The organism is Pseudomonas fjordensis, assembly GCF_976987115.1.
In genome coordinates, this window is record NZ_OZ336860.1 from 6,245,249 (window position 1) to 6,261,971 (window position 16,723).

Genomic DNA, 16,723 nt, shown 5'->3' on the forward strand with positions numbered 1-16,723 from the left:
ACCTGATCCCCGCCATTTGTGCACAAGCCCTTGAAACTGCTCGTTTTTTGCTCAACTTGCGCAGATGCCCGGCGGGCGTGGCCTAGGGTCGGGTCTCTACAGGTTATCCACAGGCCCATGCAAGATTTCGATGCATAACCTTGTGGATCGTTATTCCTCGTGACGCAGCTCCACCATCAAGTCATCGGCCAAGGTTTCCAAAGCCTCTTGCAAGGTTTCCAGCGACAGCGTGGCCGGCACTTGCAACAACGCCTCGGCGTTGAACAGCGGATCACCACTCATGGGCGCCGGGCGCACATCGGTGCTCAGGCGTTCCAGGTTGACACCCTGCTGGCTCAACAGCGCGGTGATCTCACGCACGATGCCCGAGCGATCATTGCCCACCAGGGTCATCAGGATCGGCTTGGACGCCGATGCCTGGCCGCTGCTGCCCTCACCCACCAACACGCGAATGCCGTGGGTGGATAAATCCTCCAGCGCCCCCACCAATGCCTGGCGCTGCTCGCTCGGCACGCTGACCCGCAGGATCCCGGCAAACTGCCCGGCCATGTGCGCCATGCGGCTTTCCAGCCAGTTGCCCCCATGACTGGCGATGTTCTGCGCGATGCGTTCAACCAGGCCGGGTTTGTCGGCGGCGATAATAGTGAGTACAAGATGGTCCATGGCGCAGTCCCTCGGTTGGTTGATCCTCGATTATAGACAGGCCGCGTTTATCCAGAAGGTCTGCGTGATCGTTAACGACCATCGCAGGCAAGCCAGCTCCCACAGACAAATCGTGTACCATTTTGATATTTATCTGGAACAATCCAATAGTTTTTTGAGAACATCCGGTTCTCCGCTGTGACCGTACGACCAAAGTGGGTCGCTAAACGACGTATTTAGTCTAATTTTCACAACCGCAAGTCATCATGTAGTATGCCCAACCGTGCACTACATAATGAAAATCTGAAAAAGCGCATAAGCTCCGCAGAGTGAGGCAAGCAATGACTGAACACGTTCAAGTCGGTGGCCTGCAGGTCGCCAAAGTCCTGTTCGACTTCGTGAATAACGAAGCCATTCCCGGTACCGGCATCACTGCCGACCAGTTCTGGGCCGGTGCCGACAAGGTCATCCATGACCTGGCCCCGAAGAACAAAGCCCTACTCGCCAAACGCGACGACTTCCAGGCGCGGATCGATATCTGGCACCAGACCCACGCAGGCCAGGCCCATGACCCGGTGGCCTACAAAGCCTTCCTGCAAGACATCGGCTACCTGCTGCCAGAAGCCGCAGACTTTGAGGCCTCGACCCAAAACGTCGATGACGAGATCGCACGTATGGCCGGCCCACAGCTGGTCGTGCCGGTGATGAATGCCCGCTTCGCCCTCAATGCCTCGAATGCGCGCTGGGGCTCGCTGTACGACGCGCTGTATGGCACCGACGCCATCAGCGAAGCCAACGGCGCCGAGAAAGGCAAGGGCTACAACAAAGTGCGTGGCGACAAGGTGATTGCCTTCGCCCGCGCCTTCCTTGACGAAGCCGCACCACTCAGCGCCGGCAGCCACGTCGATTCCACCGGCTACAAAATCGTCGATGGCAAGCTGATCGTCAGCCTCAAAGGCGGCAGCAATAGCGGCCTGCGTGACGATGCCCAGTTGATCGGTTTCCAGGGCCCTGCGGCCGAGCCGATTGCAATCTTGCTCAAGCACAATGGCCTGCACTTCGAAATCCAGATCGACGCCAGCACCCCAGTCGGCCAAACCGATGCTGCCGGCGTCAAAGACGTACTTATGGAAGCCGCGCTGACCACCATCATGGACTGCGAAGACTCCGTGGCGGCTGTGGACGCCGACGACAAAGTGGTGATCTACCGCAACTGGCTCGGCCTGATGAAGGGCGACCTGGCCGAAGAAGTGGCCAAGGGCGGCCAGACCTTCACCCGCACCATGAACCCTGACCGCGTCTACACCGGCGTGGATGGCAGCGACGTGACCCTGCACGGCCGTTCGCTGTTGTTCGTGCGCAACGTTGGCCACTTGATGACCATCGATGCGATCCTCGATAAAGACGGCAACGAAGTACCGGAAGGTATCCTTGACGGCCTGATCACCAGCCTGGCGGCGATCCACAGCCTCAACGGCAACAACACCCGCAAGAACAGCCGCACCGGTTCTGTGTACATCGTGAAACCGAAGATGCACGGCCCGGAAGAAGCCGCGTTCACCAACGAACTGTTCGGCCGCATCGAAGAGGTGCTGAACCTGGCGCGCAACACCCTCAAAGTCGGGATCATGGACGAAGAGCGCCGCACTACCGTGAACCTCAAGGCCTGCATCAAGGCGGCCAGCGAGCGTGTGGTGTTTATCAACACTGGTTTCCTCGACCGCACCGGCGATGAAATCCACACCTCCATGGAAGCCGGCGCGATGGTGCGCAAGGCGGCCATGAAAGCGGAAAAATGGATCGGCGCCTATGAGAACTGGAACGTCGATATCGGCCTGAGCACTGGCCTGCAAGGTCGTGCACAGATCGGCAAAGGTATGTGGGCCATGCCCGACCTGATGGCGGCGATGCTCGAACAGAAAATCGCTCACCCACTGGCCGGCGCCAACACCGCCTGGGTACCGTCGCCGACCGCCGCGGCCCTGCATGCGTTGCATTACCACAAGGTTGATGTGTTCGCCCGCCAGGCCGAGCTGGCCAAGCGCGAACGCGCTTCGGTGGACGATATCCTCACCATTCCTTTGGCCAGCAATACCGATTGGTCCGAAGAAGAGATCCGCAACGAACTGGACAACAACGCCCAAGGCATCCTCGGCTATGTAGTGCGCTGGATCGACCAGGGTGTGGGCTGCTCCAAGGTGCCGGACATCAACGATGTCGGCCTGATGGAAGACCGCGCCACCCTGCGTATTTCCAGCCAGCACATCGCCAACTGGCTGCGCCACGGCATCGTCAACGAAGCTCAAGTGATGGAAAGCCTCAAGCGCATGGCGCCGGTGGTAGACCGTCAGAATGCCGGGGATGCGTTGTACCGCCCACTGGCTCCGGACTTCGACAGCAACATCGCATTCCAGGCAGCGGTGGAGTTGGTGATTGAAGGGACCAAGCAGCCTAATGGCTATACCGAGCCGGTGTTGCATCGCAGGCGTCGGGAGTTCAAGGCCAAGAACGGCCTGTAATGGTAGGAGCGAGCTTGCTCGCGAAAAACGTCAACGATAACGCAGGCACCTTGGACAAACTCGGTGCCTGTGCATTCTTCGCGAGCAAGCTCGCTCCTACAGATGCAAAAAAGCCCTGATCGAAAGATCGGGGCTTTTTAATTGAAACTACTTTTTCTTGCCCCAAGGGTGTCTGTGCGGCTTCTGCGGTTGCTTGGGAGAAAGGGTTTTTTCATTTCCTTCAGGCATTGCGATGCCCAACTCCCGCTTCACCAACTTCGCCAACTTCACGCTATCAATCGGCTTGAGCAAGAAATCCACCACGCTCAAATGCATCGCATCAATCACATCCGGGGCTTCCGCGTCGCCAGACATGATGATGATCGGCAACGCCGCACGGGTGGACTCACGCACCTGGCGGATCAATTCCAGGCCATTGCTAGGCGCCATGCGCAGGTCGGTGATCAACAAACCGATGGAACTGTGCGTCTTCAACAACTCCCACGCTGCCTCGCCACTTTCGGCTGTCATGCAGCGAATACCGTCGAGCCCAAGGATTTCCGCCAACAGTTCACGCGCGTCCTTGTCGTCGTCCACGATCAATACGCGTTGGGGGGGTAAATCGGGCTCCAGCATCACGGCGCTCAGCGCCTCGCGCTCGGCATCACTCAAAATATCGTGGTCGGACATACGTTTCTCAGCAGTTCTCATCAATCTCCCAGCACACTCGTCAGACATCTGCGGAAGGGCGATCAATGTGCACTTCGTCGGAAAGTTTGCCTAGTGGGCGTTCTACGGGTTTTGGACGATTGTCATGTAAGGTTTTTCCCTAGTTTTGCGCGGTATTCCTCGACCTAGACTTACGTCCAATGGGCACCCACCGCGCAGGAGTCGACCATGCAGCACGATAACGACAAAAACACTGCGGTCACTGTTATGAGTAAAGCTGATGCATTCGCACAGGCGGGTAAAACCGCGGTGTTGCAGAACATCCACGGCACCCTGCAATTCCTGCAACGCTTCCCGCCGTTCAACCAGATGGAACAAGCGCACCTGGCCTTCCTGGTGGAACAGTGCCAGCTGCGTTTCTACGGCCCTGGCGACAGCATCCTCAAACCGTCGGGCGGCCCGGTCGAGCATTTTTATATCGTCAAGCAGGGGCGGGTCGTGGGTGAGCGCCCAGACTCGGCAGACACTACCTTTGAAATCGCCACCGGCGAATGCTTCCCCCTCGCCGCCTTGCTGGGTGAACGCGCGACCCGCACAGAACACAAAGCCGCTGAAGACACTTTTTGCCTGCAATTGAACAAGCCGGCCTTTATCAAGCTGTTCGCGCTGTCCAGCCCGTTTCGTGATTTCGCCTTGCGCGGGGTCAGCAGCCTGCTCGACCAGGTCAACCAGCAGGTACAGCAAAAAGCCGTGGAAACCCTCGGCACCCAATACTCCTTGAATACCCGCCTGGGTGAATTGGCCATGCGCCACCCGGTCACCTGCAGCCCGCACACGCCGTTGCGTGAAGCGGTGACCTTGATGCACGAACAGCAGGTCGGCAGCATTGTGATCGTCAACGAACACAAGGCGCCCCTGGGCATCTTCACCCTGCGCGATCTGCGCCAGGTGGTGGCCGACGGAGCCAGCGATTTCAGCCAGAGCATTGCCGGGCACATGACCCAGGCGCCGTTTTACTTGAGCCCGGAGCACAGCGCGTTTGACGCGGCCATCGCCATGACCGAGCGGCATATCGCCCATGTGTGCTTGGTGCAAGACCAGCGCCTGTGTGGCGTGGTCTCCGAGCGTGACTTGTTCTCCTTGCAGCGCGTGGACCTGGTGCACCTGGCCCGCACCATCCGCAACGCGCCCCGGGTGGAAAACCTGGTGGCGATTCGCGGTGAAATCGGCCAGTTGGTGGAGCGCATGCTCGCCCATGGCGCCTCATCCACCCAGATCACCCACATCATTACGCTGCTCAACGACCACACCGTGTGCCGGGTGATCGAGCTGACCCTCGCGGAAAAAGGCGACCCCGGCGTGCCCTTCAGTTGGCTGTGTTTTGGCAGCGAAGGCCGTCGCGAGCAAACGCTGTATACCGACCAGGATAACGGCATCCTGTTCGAGGCCAAGGACGCCGTCGAAGCCGCCGACTTTCGTGGCCGCTTGCTGCCCCTGGCGCAGCACATCAACCAAAGCCTGGCGCTGTGCGGCTTCAGCCTGTGCAAGGGCAATATCATGGCCGGCAACCCCGAGCTGTGCTTGTCCCGCGTGGAGTGGGCGCGGCGCTTCGGCGCGTTCATTCGTGAGGCGACGCCAGAAAACCTGCTGGGCTCAAGCATCTATTTTGACTTGCGCGTGGTGTGGGGCGACGAGCGCGGTTGCGAGCAACTGCGCCAGGGCATTCTCGACCAGGTGGCGGATAACCGCTTGTTCCAACGTATGTTGGCCGAGAACGCACTGCTGCGCCGCCCGCCGGTGGGGCGTTTCCGCGAGTTTGTGCTGACCCGCAAAAATGGCGAAAAAGCCACCCTCGACCTCAAGGTGCAGGGCCTTACGCCCTTTGTCGACGGCGCGCGCCTGTTGGCCCTGGCCAATGGCATCCACGCCAACAACACCCTGGAACGCCTGCGCCAATTGGTGGACAAGGCCGTGATCGAGCCCCTGGATGGCGCCGCCTATGAAGAGGCCTACCACTTTATCCAGCAGACCCGTATGCAGCAGCATCAATTGCAGACCCGCGAGAACCTGCCTTATTCCAACCGCGTCGACCCCGACAGCCTCAACCACCTCGACAGGCGCATCCTGCGTGAGTCCCTGCGCCAGGCCCAACGCCTGCAAAGCAGCCTGAGCTTGCGGTATCAGCTGTGAGTTTGTTTGGCTGGCTGCGCGCCAAAAAGCCTGGGCTCAACGCTGCGCAACAGCAGCGCCTGGAGCAGTTACCCAAGCCCGCCGAACTGGGCAACGGCACATTGCGCAGCCAGCGCTGGGTGGTGGTGGACCTGGAAACCAGCGGCCTGAACCTTCACCGCGACCAGGTGCTGTCCATCGGCGCCGTGGTCATCGAAGACGGTGCGGTGGATTTTTCCCAACTGTTCGAACGTACCCTGCAGCGCACCGACACCAAGCTCAGCCCCAGTGTGCTGATCCACGGGCTGGGGCCCAGTGCAATCGCCGCCGGCAGCGACCCGGCCGAGGCGTTGCTGGATTTCATGGCGTTCGTGGGCGACAGCCCTCTGCTGGCCTTTCATGCGCCGTTTGATCAACACATGCTGTGCCGGGCGCTCAAGGACAGCCTGGGGTATCGCCTGGCCCATCCATTCCTGGATGTAGCAGACCTGGCCCCACTGTTGTGCCCCGAGGCGCACATTCGCGAGGCCGGGCTGGATGATTGGCTCAACCACTTCAGGCTACAGGCCGGCGAACGCCATCACGCCAGCGCCGATGCATTGGCGACGGCGGAGCTGATGCTGATCCTGTTCAGCCGTGCGCGGCAGCAACAGATCGACACGCCCCAGGCGCTGCAAGCGCGTTTGGCCCAATGGAAACGGCGCAAACAGTCCCCTTCCCTTTAACGCTTCGCGCCCGACGCGGAGCATCGCGGGATGCATTCCCACGCAGAGCGTGGGGACGATCTCCCGACAGACGCCAATTGCGCCCACCCCACGCCTCTGCGACAATCGCGAATAATTCTCGTTAGTTTAAACCTCTTGTTTATTCGGTGATGCCTTGTCGTCGGTCCAGACCCCACGCAGTGAGCTTGTTGGTGCGTTATATCGCGACCACCGTGGCTGGCTGTTGGCTTGGCTGCGACGCAACGTGGCGTGCCCAAGCCGTGCCGAAGACCTGAGCCAGGACACCTTCATGCGCCTGCTGGGCCGTGATGAGCTGCGCGAGCCCCGCGAACCGCGGGCGTTCCTGGTGGCTATCGCCAAGGGTTTGCTGTTCGACTACTTCCGTCGTGCAGCTTTGGAGCAGGCCTACCTCACCGAATTGATGCTGATCCCGGAAAGCGAACAGCCTTCGCCGGAAGCCCAGCAACTGATCCTCGAAGACCTCAAGGCCATCGACCGCCTGCTCGGCAAACTGTCGAGCAAGGCCCGCGCTGCGTTCCTCTATAACCGCCTCGACGGCCTGGGCCACGCTGAAATCGCCCAGCGCCTGGGCGTGTCAGTGCCCCGCGTGCGCCAATACCTGGCCCAGGGCATTCGCCAGTGCTACATCGCACTGTATGGCGAGCCGTCGTGACCGCCATCGGCTCCAAACCGGTGTCGTCGCGCGTGCTGGATGCCGCGATTGCCTGGCAACTGTCCCTCGACTCGGGCGACGGCAGCGCGGTGGAACGGGAAGAGTTCAGCAAGTGGCTGGCCAGCGATGAGGAACATGCGCGCGCCTGGCGCCAGTTGGGCATGCTCGACCAGCGTTTCAGCGTGGCCTCAGGCCCGGCCCGGGCGGCGCTGCTGCAATCGCGCCACGGCATCCGCCAGCGCGTGCGCAAACTGGGCCGGGGCCTGGCCAGTATCGTTGTGGTGTGCGGCCTGGCGCTGTTTGCCGGTGAGCGTTACGTACCTATCCACTATTGGCTGGCCGACCAACGCACCGCCACCGGTGAACAACGCACGCTGAAACTGGCGGACGGCACGCGAGTCAACCTCAACACCCACAGCGCCATTGATGTGCGTTTCGACGAAACACGCCGCTTGATCGTGTTGCAGGCAGGCGAAATCCTCGTCGAAACCGGCCACGACGATTCACGCCCGTTCTACGTGCAAACCCGCGACGGCAGTCTGCGGGCGCTGGGCACCCGGTTTATCGTCAAGCGCGAAGACGATGCCACGCGCCTGAGTGTGTTGCAGTCAGCCGTGGCCGCCCAGCCCGAGGCGTTGCACCATGAACAGGTGTTCAAGGCGGGCCAGCAGGTGCTGATGCGCAGCGACGGCCTTGGCCCTCTGCTGGCCGTCACCCCGGCCACCGATGCCTGGACCCGCGGCATGCTGGTGGTCGACAACGCCCGGCTGGGGGATGTGATCGAGGAATTGGCGCGCTATCGCACCGGCTACCTGGGTGTGGATAAGTCCGTGGCCGACCTGCGCATCACCGGCAGTTTCCCGCTGCACGACACCACGTTGGCATTGAATGCGCTGTTGCCGACCTTGCCGGTGCAGATCGAGCAGCACACGCCGTGGTGGGTGACCGTCAAGGGTAAGCCTTAGGTCCTGCAGTGCCTGGGCGATTGCTATCGCAGGCAAGCCAGCTCCCACATTTTGAACTGCGAACACCATCAACTGTGGGAGCTGGCTTGCCTGCGATGAGGCCCTCAAGCACACCTGCGAAAAAATATTTTCACCCAGCCCTATCACTTTTCGATTCTCACTCGGCACCTAGGCAATTGAGAAATATTTCCATTCAGGAGCCGCCCCTATGTCCCGCACGCTAGACACCTTGTTGCGCCCCAGCCTGTTAGCCATGGCGATCGCCCTCAGCGCCCCGCTGGCCAGCACCCCGCTGATCGCCGCAGAACAAGCCTCCAGTGTGCGCGCCTATAACCTGCCCGCTGCGCCACTCGCCACCACCCTGAACCAGATCGCCAGCCAGGCCGGCCTGGCCCTGACCCTCAACCCCGCACTCGCTGCCGGCAAGACCTCGGCGCCGGTCAAAGGCCAGTTCGATGCGCAGAGCGCGTTGCGTGAGGCCTTGCGGGGGACGGGGTTGCAGTTGGAACAAAGCAGTGCGGGCACTTACACCCTGATGCCGGTTCCGGAGGGCGTCGTCGCCTTGCCGACCACCAACATCACCGGCCAAGGCAGCTATGAAAGCGCTTGGGGGCCGGTGGAGGGATATGTAGCAAAGCGCACCGCCGCCGGCACCAAAACCGATACCGCGCTGGTTGAGGCACCACGCTCGATCTCGGTTGCCACCCGCGAGCAGATGCAGGACCGTAACGTGCAGAACCTCGACGATGCGGTCAAATACATGCCCGGCATCGTGTCCGCCAGCTACGGCAGCGACACCCGTTACGACTGGATGCGTGTGCGCGGCTTCGAGCCGACGCAATTCCTTGATGGCCTGCCATTGCCTCGCGGCGTGTATGCCAACCCTAAAGCCGAAACCTGGAACCTCGATCGCCTCGCCCTGCTGCGCGGCCCGGCTTCATCGGTTTATGGTCAAACTCCACCTGGTGGCTTGCTGGACATGGTCAGCCGCCGTCCCAGCGCCGAACAGAGCAGTGCTATCCAGGTGCAATACGGCAGTGACAACCACCGCCAGATCAATTTCGAAAGCACTGGCAAGATCGATGATGAGGGCCAGTTTCTCTACAGCGTTGGCGGCGTGGTACGTGATGCCGGTACCCAGGTCGATCACATCGACAACAAGCGCTACAACATCGCGCCCAGCCTGACCTGGAACATCGACACCGATACCAAATTGACCTTGCTGTCGCAGTTCACCCGTGACGATACCGGCACCACCAGCCAGTTCCTGCCGATTCAGGGCACCAAAATCAAATCACCGCTAGGCGAGGTTTCCCACCACAAGAACCTCGGCGACCCGGACTACGATTTCTACGACCGCACCTACTACGCATTGGGCTACGCGTTCGAGCACCGTTTCAACGATACCTGGCAATTCAAGCAGAACCTGCGCTACACCAAATCCGAGCTGGCGTTCCAGCAACTGACGGTAGGCTCGTTTGCCTTTTCCCCCGCCGATGCCAATGGCGACATCAGCCGCTCTTCGACCAATGTGGACGAGGACATCAGCCAGTTCGCGTTGGACAACAATTTCCAGGCTGACTTTGCCACTGGCGACATCTCCCACACCGTGCTGCTGGGCCTGGATCATCAACGCACCGACACCTCGTACCTGGCGATTTTCGGCGACGGTGGCACTACGAACATCTTTAACCCGGTCTATGGCCAGCCGATCGTGCGCCCAGCGCGCTCCACCGCGTTCTACGATTACAACCAGAAAACCGTGCAGACCGGCCTTTACGTGCAAGACCAGATGGCCCTCGACAACTGGCGCCTGACTCTTGGTGGTCGTGAAGACTGGGTACACCAGGGCACCACCTACTTCAACAAGAACGACGCGACCAATACCGACCGCAGCAAGAATTTCAGTGGCAACGCGGCGCTGAGCTATGTGTTCGACTCGGGCTTTGTCCCCTACCTCTCGTACGCCGAGTCGTTCCAGCCTGCGAGCAACGCCAGTGTCGACCCCCTCCAGTCGTTCAAGCCGACGGAAGGCAATCAGTGGGAGTTGGGGATCAAATACCAGCCACCCGGCTCCAACACCCTGCTTAGTGCGGCGGTCTACGACCTGACCCAAAAGAACGTGCAAGTCACCAGCTTCCAGTCCGGTGGCGCCTCCGTGACCGACCAGACCGGAGAAGTAAAGGTCAAGGGGCTGGAGCTGGAAGCTGTGTCTGATGTGACCGAAAACCTCAAGATCATCGCGGCCTACACCCTGGCCAAGTCCGAGGTGCAAAAAGGTCAGTACAAAGGCAACCGCCTGCAACTGATGCCTAACCAGCAAGCGTCCTTGTGGACCGACTACACCTGGCACACCGGCGCGCTCGACGGTTTCGGTATCGGCTTCGGCGCCCGCTACACCGGCAACACCTACGGCGACCAGGCCAATACCTGGGCCGGCAAGGCCAACGCCTACACCGTGTTCGACGGCGTGGTGCACTACGACCTCGGCCGCCTGGACAACAGTCTCAAGGGCGCGTCGGTGAAAGTGAACGCGACCAACCTGTTCAACAAGGACTACATTTCCACCTGTGATGGCTCCTATTGCTACTTCGGCGACCAACGCAGCGTCGTCGCCAGCGCCACCTACCAGTGGTAATCAGTTGAGCTAACCACCAGGCCGCCCAACAGGGCGGCTTTGGTGCATCTGAAGGCTAGACAATGAAAAGCAAAACCATCCGCCGCTGGTCCTTCATCCACACCTGGACCAGCCTGATCTGCACCGTATTCCTGCTGCTGCTCGCCCTCACCGGCCTGCCGTTGGTGTTTCACCACGAAATCGACCACCTGCTGGGCAACGAGCCCGAACTGGCGCAGATGCCTGCCGATACGCCCCGGCTCAACCTCGAGCAGCTTGTAGCCAAAGCCCAGGCCCATCGCCCCGGCGAGGCCATGCAGTACCTGGCCTGGGACGAAGACGACAACAACGGCGTGATCGCGATCATGGCGGCCACCGCCGGCACGGAGCCGAACTCGTCGCACACCTTCATGCTCGATGCCCGCACTGGCGAAACCGTCGAAATGCCGTCTGCCAATGGGGGCTTCACCCTGTTCCTGCTGCGCCTGCATGTGGATATGTTTGCCGGGCTGCCGGGCAAGTTGTTGCTGGCGTTCATGGGCCTTCTGTTTGTGCTGGCGATTATCTCGGGCACGGTGTTGTACCTGCCGTTCATGCGCCGCTTGAAGTTCGCCACCGTGCGCCAGGACAAGTCCACTCGCCTGCGCTGGCTCGACCTGCACAACCTGATCGGCGTGGTCACTTTGACCTGGGCGCTGGTGGTGGGGGTAACCGGCGTGATCAGCGCCTGCGCCGACCTGATCATCGCCGCCTGGCGCCAGGACAGCCTCAGCGCCATGATCGAACCCTACAAGAGCGCCCCGCCGCTGACCCAGCGCGCACCCGCCACCGAGCTGTTGAGCATTGCCGCCAAGGCCGCACCGGGTATGGAGCCAGACTTTATCGCCTTCCCCGGCACGCGCTTTTCCAGCGAACATCACTACGCTGTGTTCATGAAAGGCAGCACGCACCTGACCTCCCACTTGCTGACACCGGTCCTGATCGACGCCAGTACCCTGGCCGTCACCGCCATCGCCGAACGGCCTTGGTACATGGACGCCATGGGCATGTCCCAACCCCTGCATTTTGGTGATTACGGCGGCATGCCGATGAAGGTCCTGTGGGCGGTGCTGGATGTGTTGACCATCATCGTGCTGGTGAGCGGCATTTACTTATGGATCGTGCGGCGCAAGGCGGCCAAGGTATGAAGCCGCGGCAGTCGAATTTCTGGAAGGTGTTTGCCCTACCGCTGGGGATTGGCCTGCTCAGTGCTGCCGGGTTGTTTGCGGCGCTGCTGGGGGATGGGTGGTGGGATTCTTTGAGTTGGGTCGGGTTGGGCATACCCGCGGCCATTGCCGTCTACAAACTGCTGTAGGAGCGAGCTTGCTCGCGAAAAACCCGAGAGCACCGCGTTAAACCAAGCGAGCTGCGTTATCGTTGGCGTTATTCGCGAGCAAGCTCGCTCCTACAGAGGAATGCCCATGTCCGCGCCCAGCATGACCTTGTTCCACAACCCGGCGTCACCCTTCGTGCGCAAAGTCCGCGTGCTGCTGATCGAGACCGGCCAACAGGACCGCGTGGCCCTGCACGCTTGCATGCCCACGCCCATCACCCCGGACGCCGATGTGGTGCAAGGCAACCCCACCGGCAAAATCCCGGCCCTGCGCCTGGCCGACGGTTCGGTACTGCACGACAGCCGGGTGATCCTCGATTACTTCGACCACCAGCATGTCGGCAACCCGCTGATCCCCCGCGACGGCTCGGCCCGCTGGCGGCGCCTGACCCTGGCGTCGATGGCTGACGGCATCATGGATGCCGCCGTGCTGGTGCGTTACGAAACCGCCATGCGCCCGCCAGAAAAACACTGGGCGCCCTGGCTGGAAGAACAGCGCAACAAGATCCGCCGCGCCCTCACCGAACTGGAGCGGGACGCCATTGCCGAACTGGCCAGCCACTTCGACATCGCCGCCATCAGCGTGGCCTGTGCACTGGGCTATATCGACTTTCGCCACCCGGATCTGCAATGGCGCTCGGACACTCCCAAGCTCGCCGCCTGGTACGCCGAGGTCAGCCAGCGGCCTTCGATGCAGCAGACTCAGCCGCCTCTGTAGGAGCGAGCTTGCTCGCGAAAATCATCAACGATAACGCGGGTCGTCTGGTTAAACGCGGTGTTCTTGCGTTCTTCGCGAGCAAGCTCGCTCCTACAGTGGAAGGTGGCGTTGGCGAGGAAGTTGACCATCTTGGCTTTCATTTGCTGGTCTTCGCGCAGTCCGATCATTGCCCTTGCTCCACCTTGCGTTTACCCACCCCATACCAATCCAGCTTGCGTGTCAGCACCATCACCGTGCCCAGCAAGCCAAACAGCAACAGCGAGCCCATCAACAGCGCGTAATCCTCGGCACTGAGCAACCCGTACAGCAAGCCATACAGCGCCGCCAGCCCAGCCGAAAACCCCAGGCCGTGGGCAACGCTGCGCAGCACATGGCACACGTAGAAGCCGATCAACAGCACACAGGCGCTGGCAGATATCAGGTAGGCCAGGGCAAAGCCCAGATGCTCGGACAACGACAACAGCAGCAGGTAGAAGAACGCCAGTGCGACGCCCACTAAAGCGTACTGGATCGGGTGCACCGCCAGACTCTTGAGCACCTCGAAGAGGAAGAAGCCGGCAAAGGTCAGGGCGATAAACAACAGCGCATATTTAATCGCCCGGTCGCTCTTGAGGTACTGGTCTACCGGGTCGATGAAGTTAACGCCAAAGCTGCGGTTGCTGAAGTTTTCACAGCCTTGCCCGTCCAGGCAGTTCTGCAGGGCTTGTTCCAGGTTGGTGGAGAAGAATGTCGTTTGCCAATTGGCGCTGAAACCCTGGTCGGTGACGTCACGTTGAGCCGGCAGGAAGTTGCCGATAAAGCTCGGGTGCGGCCAGTTGGACGCCAGTGACACCTGGCTGGTCTTGCCCACGGGCACCACTTGCAGTTGCTCGGTGCCTTGCAGGCGCAGGTCGAAGGCGAACTCCACCACGGCGGGTTTCTTGCTGTCTTGCTCGGGCAGCGTCACATGCACGCCCTCGCCCAGCCAGTCGACTTGAGAGCCTGGCGAGAACTCCAGCCGCTGCTCGCTCAGTTCCAGTTTCAGCGCGTTTTCAATGCCGCGAATATCGCTGATGCCCACCGCCAGAAACGCCGGTTCAAAGCGGTAATCGGCAAAGTCTTCGGTGATCCCCAACTGCGCAGGCAACTCGAAACGCCCGCTGATACGGTTGTCGGCATGGAACAACCGCGCCTGGTAGATCCCCCGCGAGCGCAGTTCGGTTTGCACCTTGCCGTCGAGCTCAAAACGGTCCGGCAGGAAATACAGACGGCCGCGTTCTTCACGGGTTTCTTCGTAGCGTTTGTTGAGCTTCTCATTGAGCTTCCACTCACGCACGGTCTTGCGATACGGCACCACCATCACCGGCCCGGTGAGGCGCTGGGCAAAGCTTGAACTGCGGGCAATGTCCATCAACACGCCGTCGCGCAATTGCTGACGGTCGCTGATGATGCCGTTGATCATCAGCAACGGAATGAGCAACAGCAGGATCAGCAGCGCAATCGCGCCCAATTTGAAAAGCAGGTTGCGGTTCATGGGTCTCTCCCTGTTTTGATGGGGAGAGTCTGCCCAGCCGGTATGGGGGACTTATGTGGGCAATGTGGAGACTGTGTGGAGATGCAGCACCGCTCGCACGCCGCCGGGTACGTTGCCGATCTGCAACGAGCCGCCGTGCAGCTTCATCACCTCCTCGACAAAGTTGAGCCCCAGGCCCGTACTTTTGCGCCCGCTGGCCGGGCGCGGCAGCGAGTAGAAGCGCTCGCTCAGGCGCGGCAAGGCGTAGTCGGGAATTGCCTGCGCCTGGTTGAACAGGCTGACCTGCACCTCGTGATGCTGCACCTGGGCGCTGAACCTCAGCGTGCCGCCCGGCGGGGTGAAATCCAGGGCATTGTCCAACAGGTTGCCCAGGGCCTGGCGCAGCAGGAAGGGTTCGCCAACCACCTTCACATCAGCGGCGATGGCCTGCTCGACGTGCAAGCCGGCGCCTTCGATCCGCGCACATTGAGCCTTGAGCACATCCTCAACCAGCGCGGCCAAAGGAATGCTCGACTGCTCCTCCAGACCCTGGCGCTGCTCCACCTGGGCCAGGTTCAACAGGCGTTCGATCAACTGTTGCAGGCGCGCGCTTTCGCTGTCGATATTGCCGACAAAACGCTGCTGCTGCTCGCGGCTCATGTCACCCTGCAACAGCTCCGCCGCTCCGCGAATCGCCGCCAATGGGCTTTTCAATTCATGGGTCAGCGTGTGCACGTAGCGCTCTACGTAAGCCTTGCCTTCCAGCTGCGTGCGCATGTGTTCCACGGCGGTGGACAACTGCTTGAGCTCGCCGCCGCGGTAATGCGGCAACTCGGCGCGGTGGCCCTCGCTCACGGCTTCGGCATAGGCGGTAAGGCGCCTGAGCGCCGCCGTCAGCCACCACGACAATAGCGCGCCCAGCAGCAGCCCCAGGGTGACCAGCCCGGCGCCGTACCACAACAGGCGCCGCTCAGTGCGATCCACGTAGGGCTGCAACGAGCTGTTGGGCTTGGCCACCGTGACCACACCGATGATCTGGCCGTTATCGCGAATCGGCGCCCCCACGTGCATCACCGATGAGGTGGCATCGTCCGCGTCACTGCGGGTGGAGCGCGCACCGTATTCGCCACGCAGGGTCAGGTACACGTCGTTCCATTTCGAATAGTCCTGGCCCACCGCTTCACCGCTGGAGTCGAGCAATACCCTGCCCTTGGCGTCGGTCACGTAGATGCGATGGTTGACCTGGTTCTTCGGCAGCCCCCAGATCACCGCACCCGGTTGACGGTTGCCATAAGCCTTGAGCAGCGCAGGCCAATGACTCTGGCCGAGGGTGCCGTTCTTCACGTCCTCGCGCAGGATCTCGGCCAACAGGTTGGCGGTGTCCACCAATGTTTCTTCGGTGGACTGGCGCACGCCGGGGCGGATTTCCTTCATCACGGTGTTGAGCACGAAGTAGCCGGTCAGGCCGATAAACAGCGCATACACCAGGAAAATCCGCAGCCCCAGGCGCATCAGCTGTGGCTCGGGCTGTAGCTATAGCCAAGGCCACGATGGGTCTGGATCGGCTCGGCATCCGCCGCCACGCTCCGAAGCTTGCTGCGCAGGCTTTTGATATGGCTGTCGATATTGCGCTCGTAACCGGCATCGGCAGGTACGCCCACCGCGTCCAGCAGTTGCTCGCGGCTGAACACACGCTCGGGTTGCTCCAGCAGGCTTTGCAGCAGGCGGAACTCATGGCGCGTGAGGCTCAAGGGTTGGCCGCGATAGAGAATCTGCATGCGTTCCAGGTCTACCTGGAACAGCGTCGGCGCCACACCCGGGCCGACCCGCTTGAGAATCGCCCGGACCCGCGCCGCCACTTCCCGCGGGCTGAAAGGCTTGACCACGTAATCATCGGCGCCGATCTCCAGCCCCACTACCCGGTCGATCTCGGCATCCCGGGCACTGAGGAACATCACCGGCACTTCGCTGAAGCGGCGCAATTGCTTGCAGGTTTCAAAGCCGGTGATGTCCGGCAGGCCGATGTCGAGGATGACCAGGTCCGCCGGGGTCTGGCGCTGATGCTCCAGCGCCGCCTGGCCGAGCGTCAGCCAGGTGGTGGTGAAGCCTTCGCCTTGCAGGGCAAAGATCAGCGTGTCGGCTATCGCCGCTTCGTCTTCGACAATCAGGATGTGCGGCATGGG

General features: G+C 61.2%; 14 protein-coding genes and 1 pseudogene. 9 read left to right on the forward strand and 6 right to left on the reverse strand.

Annotated elements, in window-relative coordinates; genetic code table 11:
- Nucleotides 1-150: 150 nt before the first annotated feature.
- The gene (locus ACWHXD_RS28675) at nucleotides 151-663 is read right to left on the reverse strand and encodes a glycine cleavage system transcriptional repressor (RefSeq protein ID WP_138762858.1); all 513 of its coding nucleotides are present in this window, start codon (nucleotides 661-663) and stop codon (nucleotides 151-153) included.
- 320 nt (nucleotides 664-983) lie between these two features.
- Between ACWHXD_RS28675 and ACWHXD_RS28680 the strand changes: the two genes are divergently transcribed.
- Nucleotides 984-3,161, forward strand: coding sequence for a malate synthase G (locus ACWHXD_RS28680; protein WP_138762859.1), 2,178 nt, complete (start codon nucleotides 984-986; stop codon nucleotides 3,159-3,161).
- Nucleotides 3,162-3,392: 231 nt separating this feature from the next.
- Here ACWHXD_RS28680 and ACWHXD_RS28685 read toward each other — a convergent pair.
- Nucleotides 3,393-3,830: pseudogene (locus tag ACWHXD_RS28685) on the reverse strand (response regulator); the annotation flags it as partial.
- A 246-nt stretch (nucleotides 3,831-4,076) separates the two neighbouring features.
- Between ACWHXD_RS28685 and ACWHXD_RS28690 the strand changes: the two are divergent.
- The 8 genes from ACWHXD_RS28690 to ACWHXD_RS28725 all read left to right on the forward strand — a co-directional run bounded on the left by ACWHXD_RS28690 (nucleotide 4,077) and on the right by ACWHXD_RS28725 (nucleotide 13,048).
- Nucleotides 4,077-5,999, forward strand: a complete 1,923-nt coding sequence (locus ACWHXD_RS28690) for a putative nucleotidyltransferase substrate binding domain-containing protein (protein ID WP_138762895.1) — start codon at nucleotides 4,077-4,079, stop codon at nucleotides 5,997-5,999.
- Nucleotides 5,996-6,703: a 3'-5' exonuclease gene (locus ACWHXD_RS28695; protein ID WP_098950175.1), complete on the forward strand. Its 708-nt coding sequence runs from the start codon at nucleotides 5,996-5,998 to the stop codon at nucleotides 6,701-6,703. The genes ACWHXD_RS28690 and ACWHXD_RS28695 overlap by 4 nt, the downstream gene beginning before the upstream one ends.
- Nucleotides 6,704-6,857: 154 nt before the next feature.
- The gene (locus ACWHXD_RS28700; protein WP_003194824.1) at nucleotides 6,858-7,376 is read left to right on the forward strand and encodes an RNA polymerase sigma factor; all 519 of its coding nucleotides are present in this window, start codon (nucleotides 6,858-6,860) and stop codon (nucleotides 7,374-7,376) included.
- Complete coding sequence (locus tag ACWHXD_RS28705) at nucleotides 7,373-8,341, forward strand: FecR domain-containing protein (RefSeq protein ID WP_138762861.1); 969 nt, start codon at nucleotides 7,373-7,375, stop codon at nucleotides 8,339-8,341. Before ACWHXD_RS28700 ends, ACWHXD_RS28705 begins: the two co-directional genes overlap by 4 nt.
- Before the next feature lie 208 nt (nucleotides 8,342-8,549).
- Complete coding sequence (locus ACWHXD_RS28710) at nucleotides 8,550-10,979, forward strand: TonB-dependent siderophore receptor (protein WP_138762862.1); 2,430 nt, start codon at nucleotides 8,550-8,552, stop codon at nucleotides 10,977-10,979.
- 62 nt (nucleotides 10,980-11,041) lie between these two features.
- Nucleotides 11,042-12,145, forward strand: coding sequence for a PepSY-associated TM helix domain-containing protein (locus tag ACWHXD_RS28715; RefSeq protein WP_032894975.1), 1,104 nt, complete (start codon nucleotides 11,042-11,044; stop codon nucleotides 12,143-12,145).
- Nucleotides 12,142-12,312 carry a DUF4175 domain-containing protein gene (locus ACWHXD_RS28720; RefSeq protein WP_138762863.1) on the forward strand — a complete coding sequence of 57 codons (171 nt, stop codon included), beginning with the start codon at nucleotides 12,142-12,144 and terminating at the stop codon, nucleotides 12,310-12,312. Before ACWHXD_RS28715 ends, ACWHXD_RS28720 begins: the two co-directional genes overlap by 4 nt.
- 106 nt (nucleotides 12,313-12,418) lie before the next feature.
- The gene (locus ACWHXD_RS28725) at nucleotides 12,419-13,048 is read left to right on the forward strand and encodes a glutathione S-transferase family protein (protein ID WP_032894974.1); all 630 of its coding nucleotides are present in this window, start codon (nucleotides 12,419-12,421) and stop codon (nucleotides 13,046-13,048) included.
- Here ACWHXD_RS28725 and ACWHXD_RS28730 read toward each other — a convergent pair.
- The 4 genes from ACWHXD_RS28730 to creB are packed head-to-tail and all read right to left on the reverse strand — an operon-like array spanning nucleotide 13,033 to nucleotide 16,720.
- A complete protein-coding gene (locus tag ACWHXD_RS28730; RefSeq protein WP_169918556.1) occupies nucleotides 13,033-13,215 on the reverse strand; it encodes a hypothetical protein in 183 nt (60 codons plus the stop codon). The genes ACWHXD_RS28725 and ACWHXD_RS28730 overlap by 16 nt on opposite strands.
- A complete protein-coding gene (gene creD / locus ACWHXD_RS28735) occupies nucleotides 13,212-14,561 on the reverse strand; it encodes a cell envelope integrity protein CreD (RefSeq protein ID WP_138762864.1) in 1,350 nt (449 codons plus the stop codon). The genes ACWHXD_RS28730 and creD overlap by 4 nt, the downstream gene beginning before the upstream one ends.
- Nucleotides 14,562-14,612: 51 nt before the next feature.
- Complete coding sequence (gene creC, locus ACWHXD_RS28740; protein WP_098950169.1) at nucleotides 14,613-16,052, reverse strand: two-component system sensor histidine kinase CreC; 1,440 nt, start codon at nucleotides 16,050-16,052, stop codon at nucleotides 14,613-14,615.
- Complete coding sequence (gene creB, locus ACWHXD_RS28745) at nucleotides 16,052-16,720, reverse strand: two-component system response regulator CreB (protein WP_034133934.1); 669 nt, start codon at nucleotides 16,718-16,720, stop codon at nucleotides 16,052-16,054. The genes creC and creB overlap by 1 nt, the downstream gene beginning before the upstream one ends.
- Between the last annotated feature and the right edge of the window lie 3 nt (nucleotides 16,721-16,723).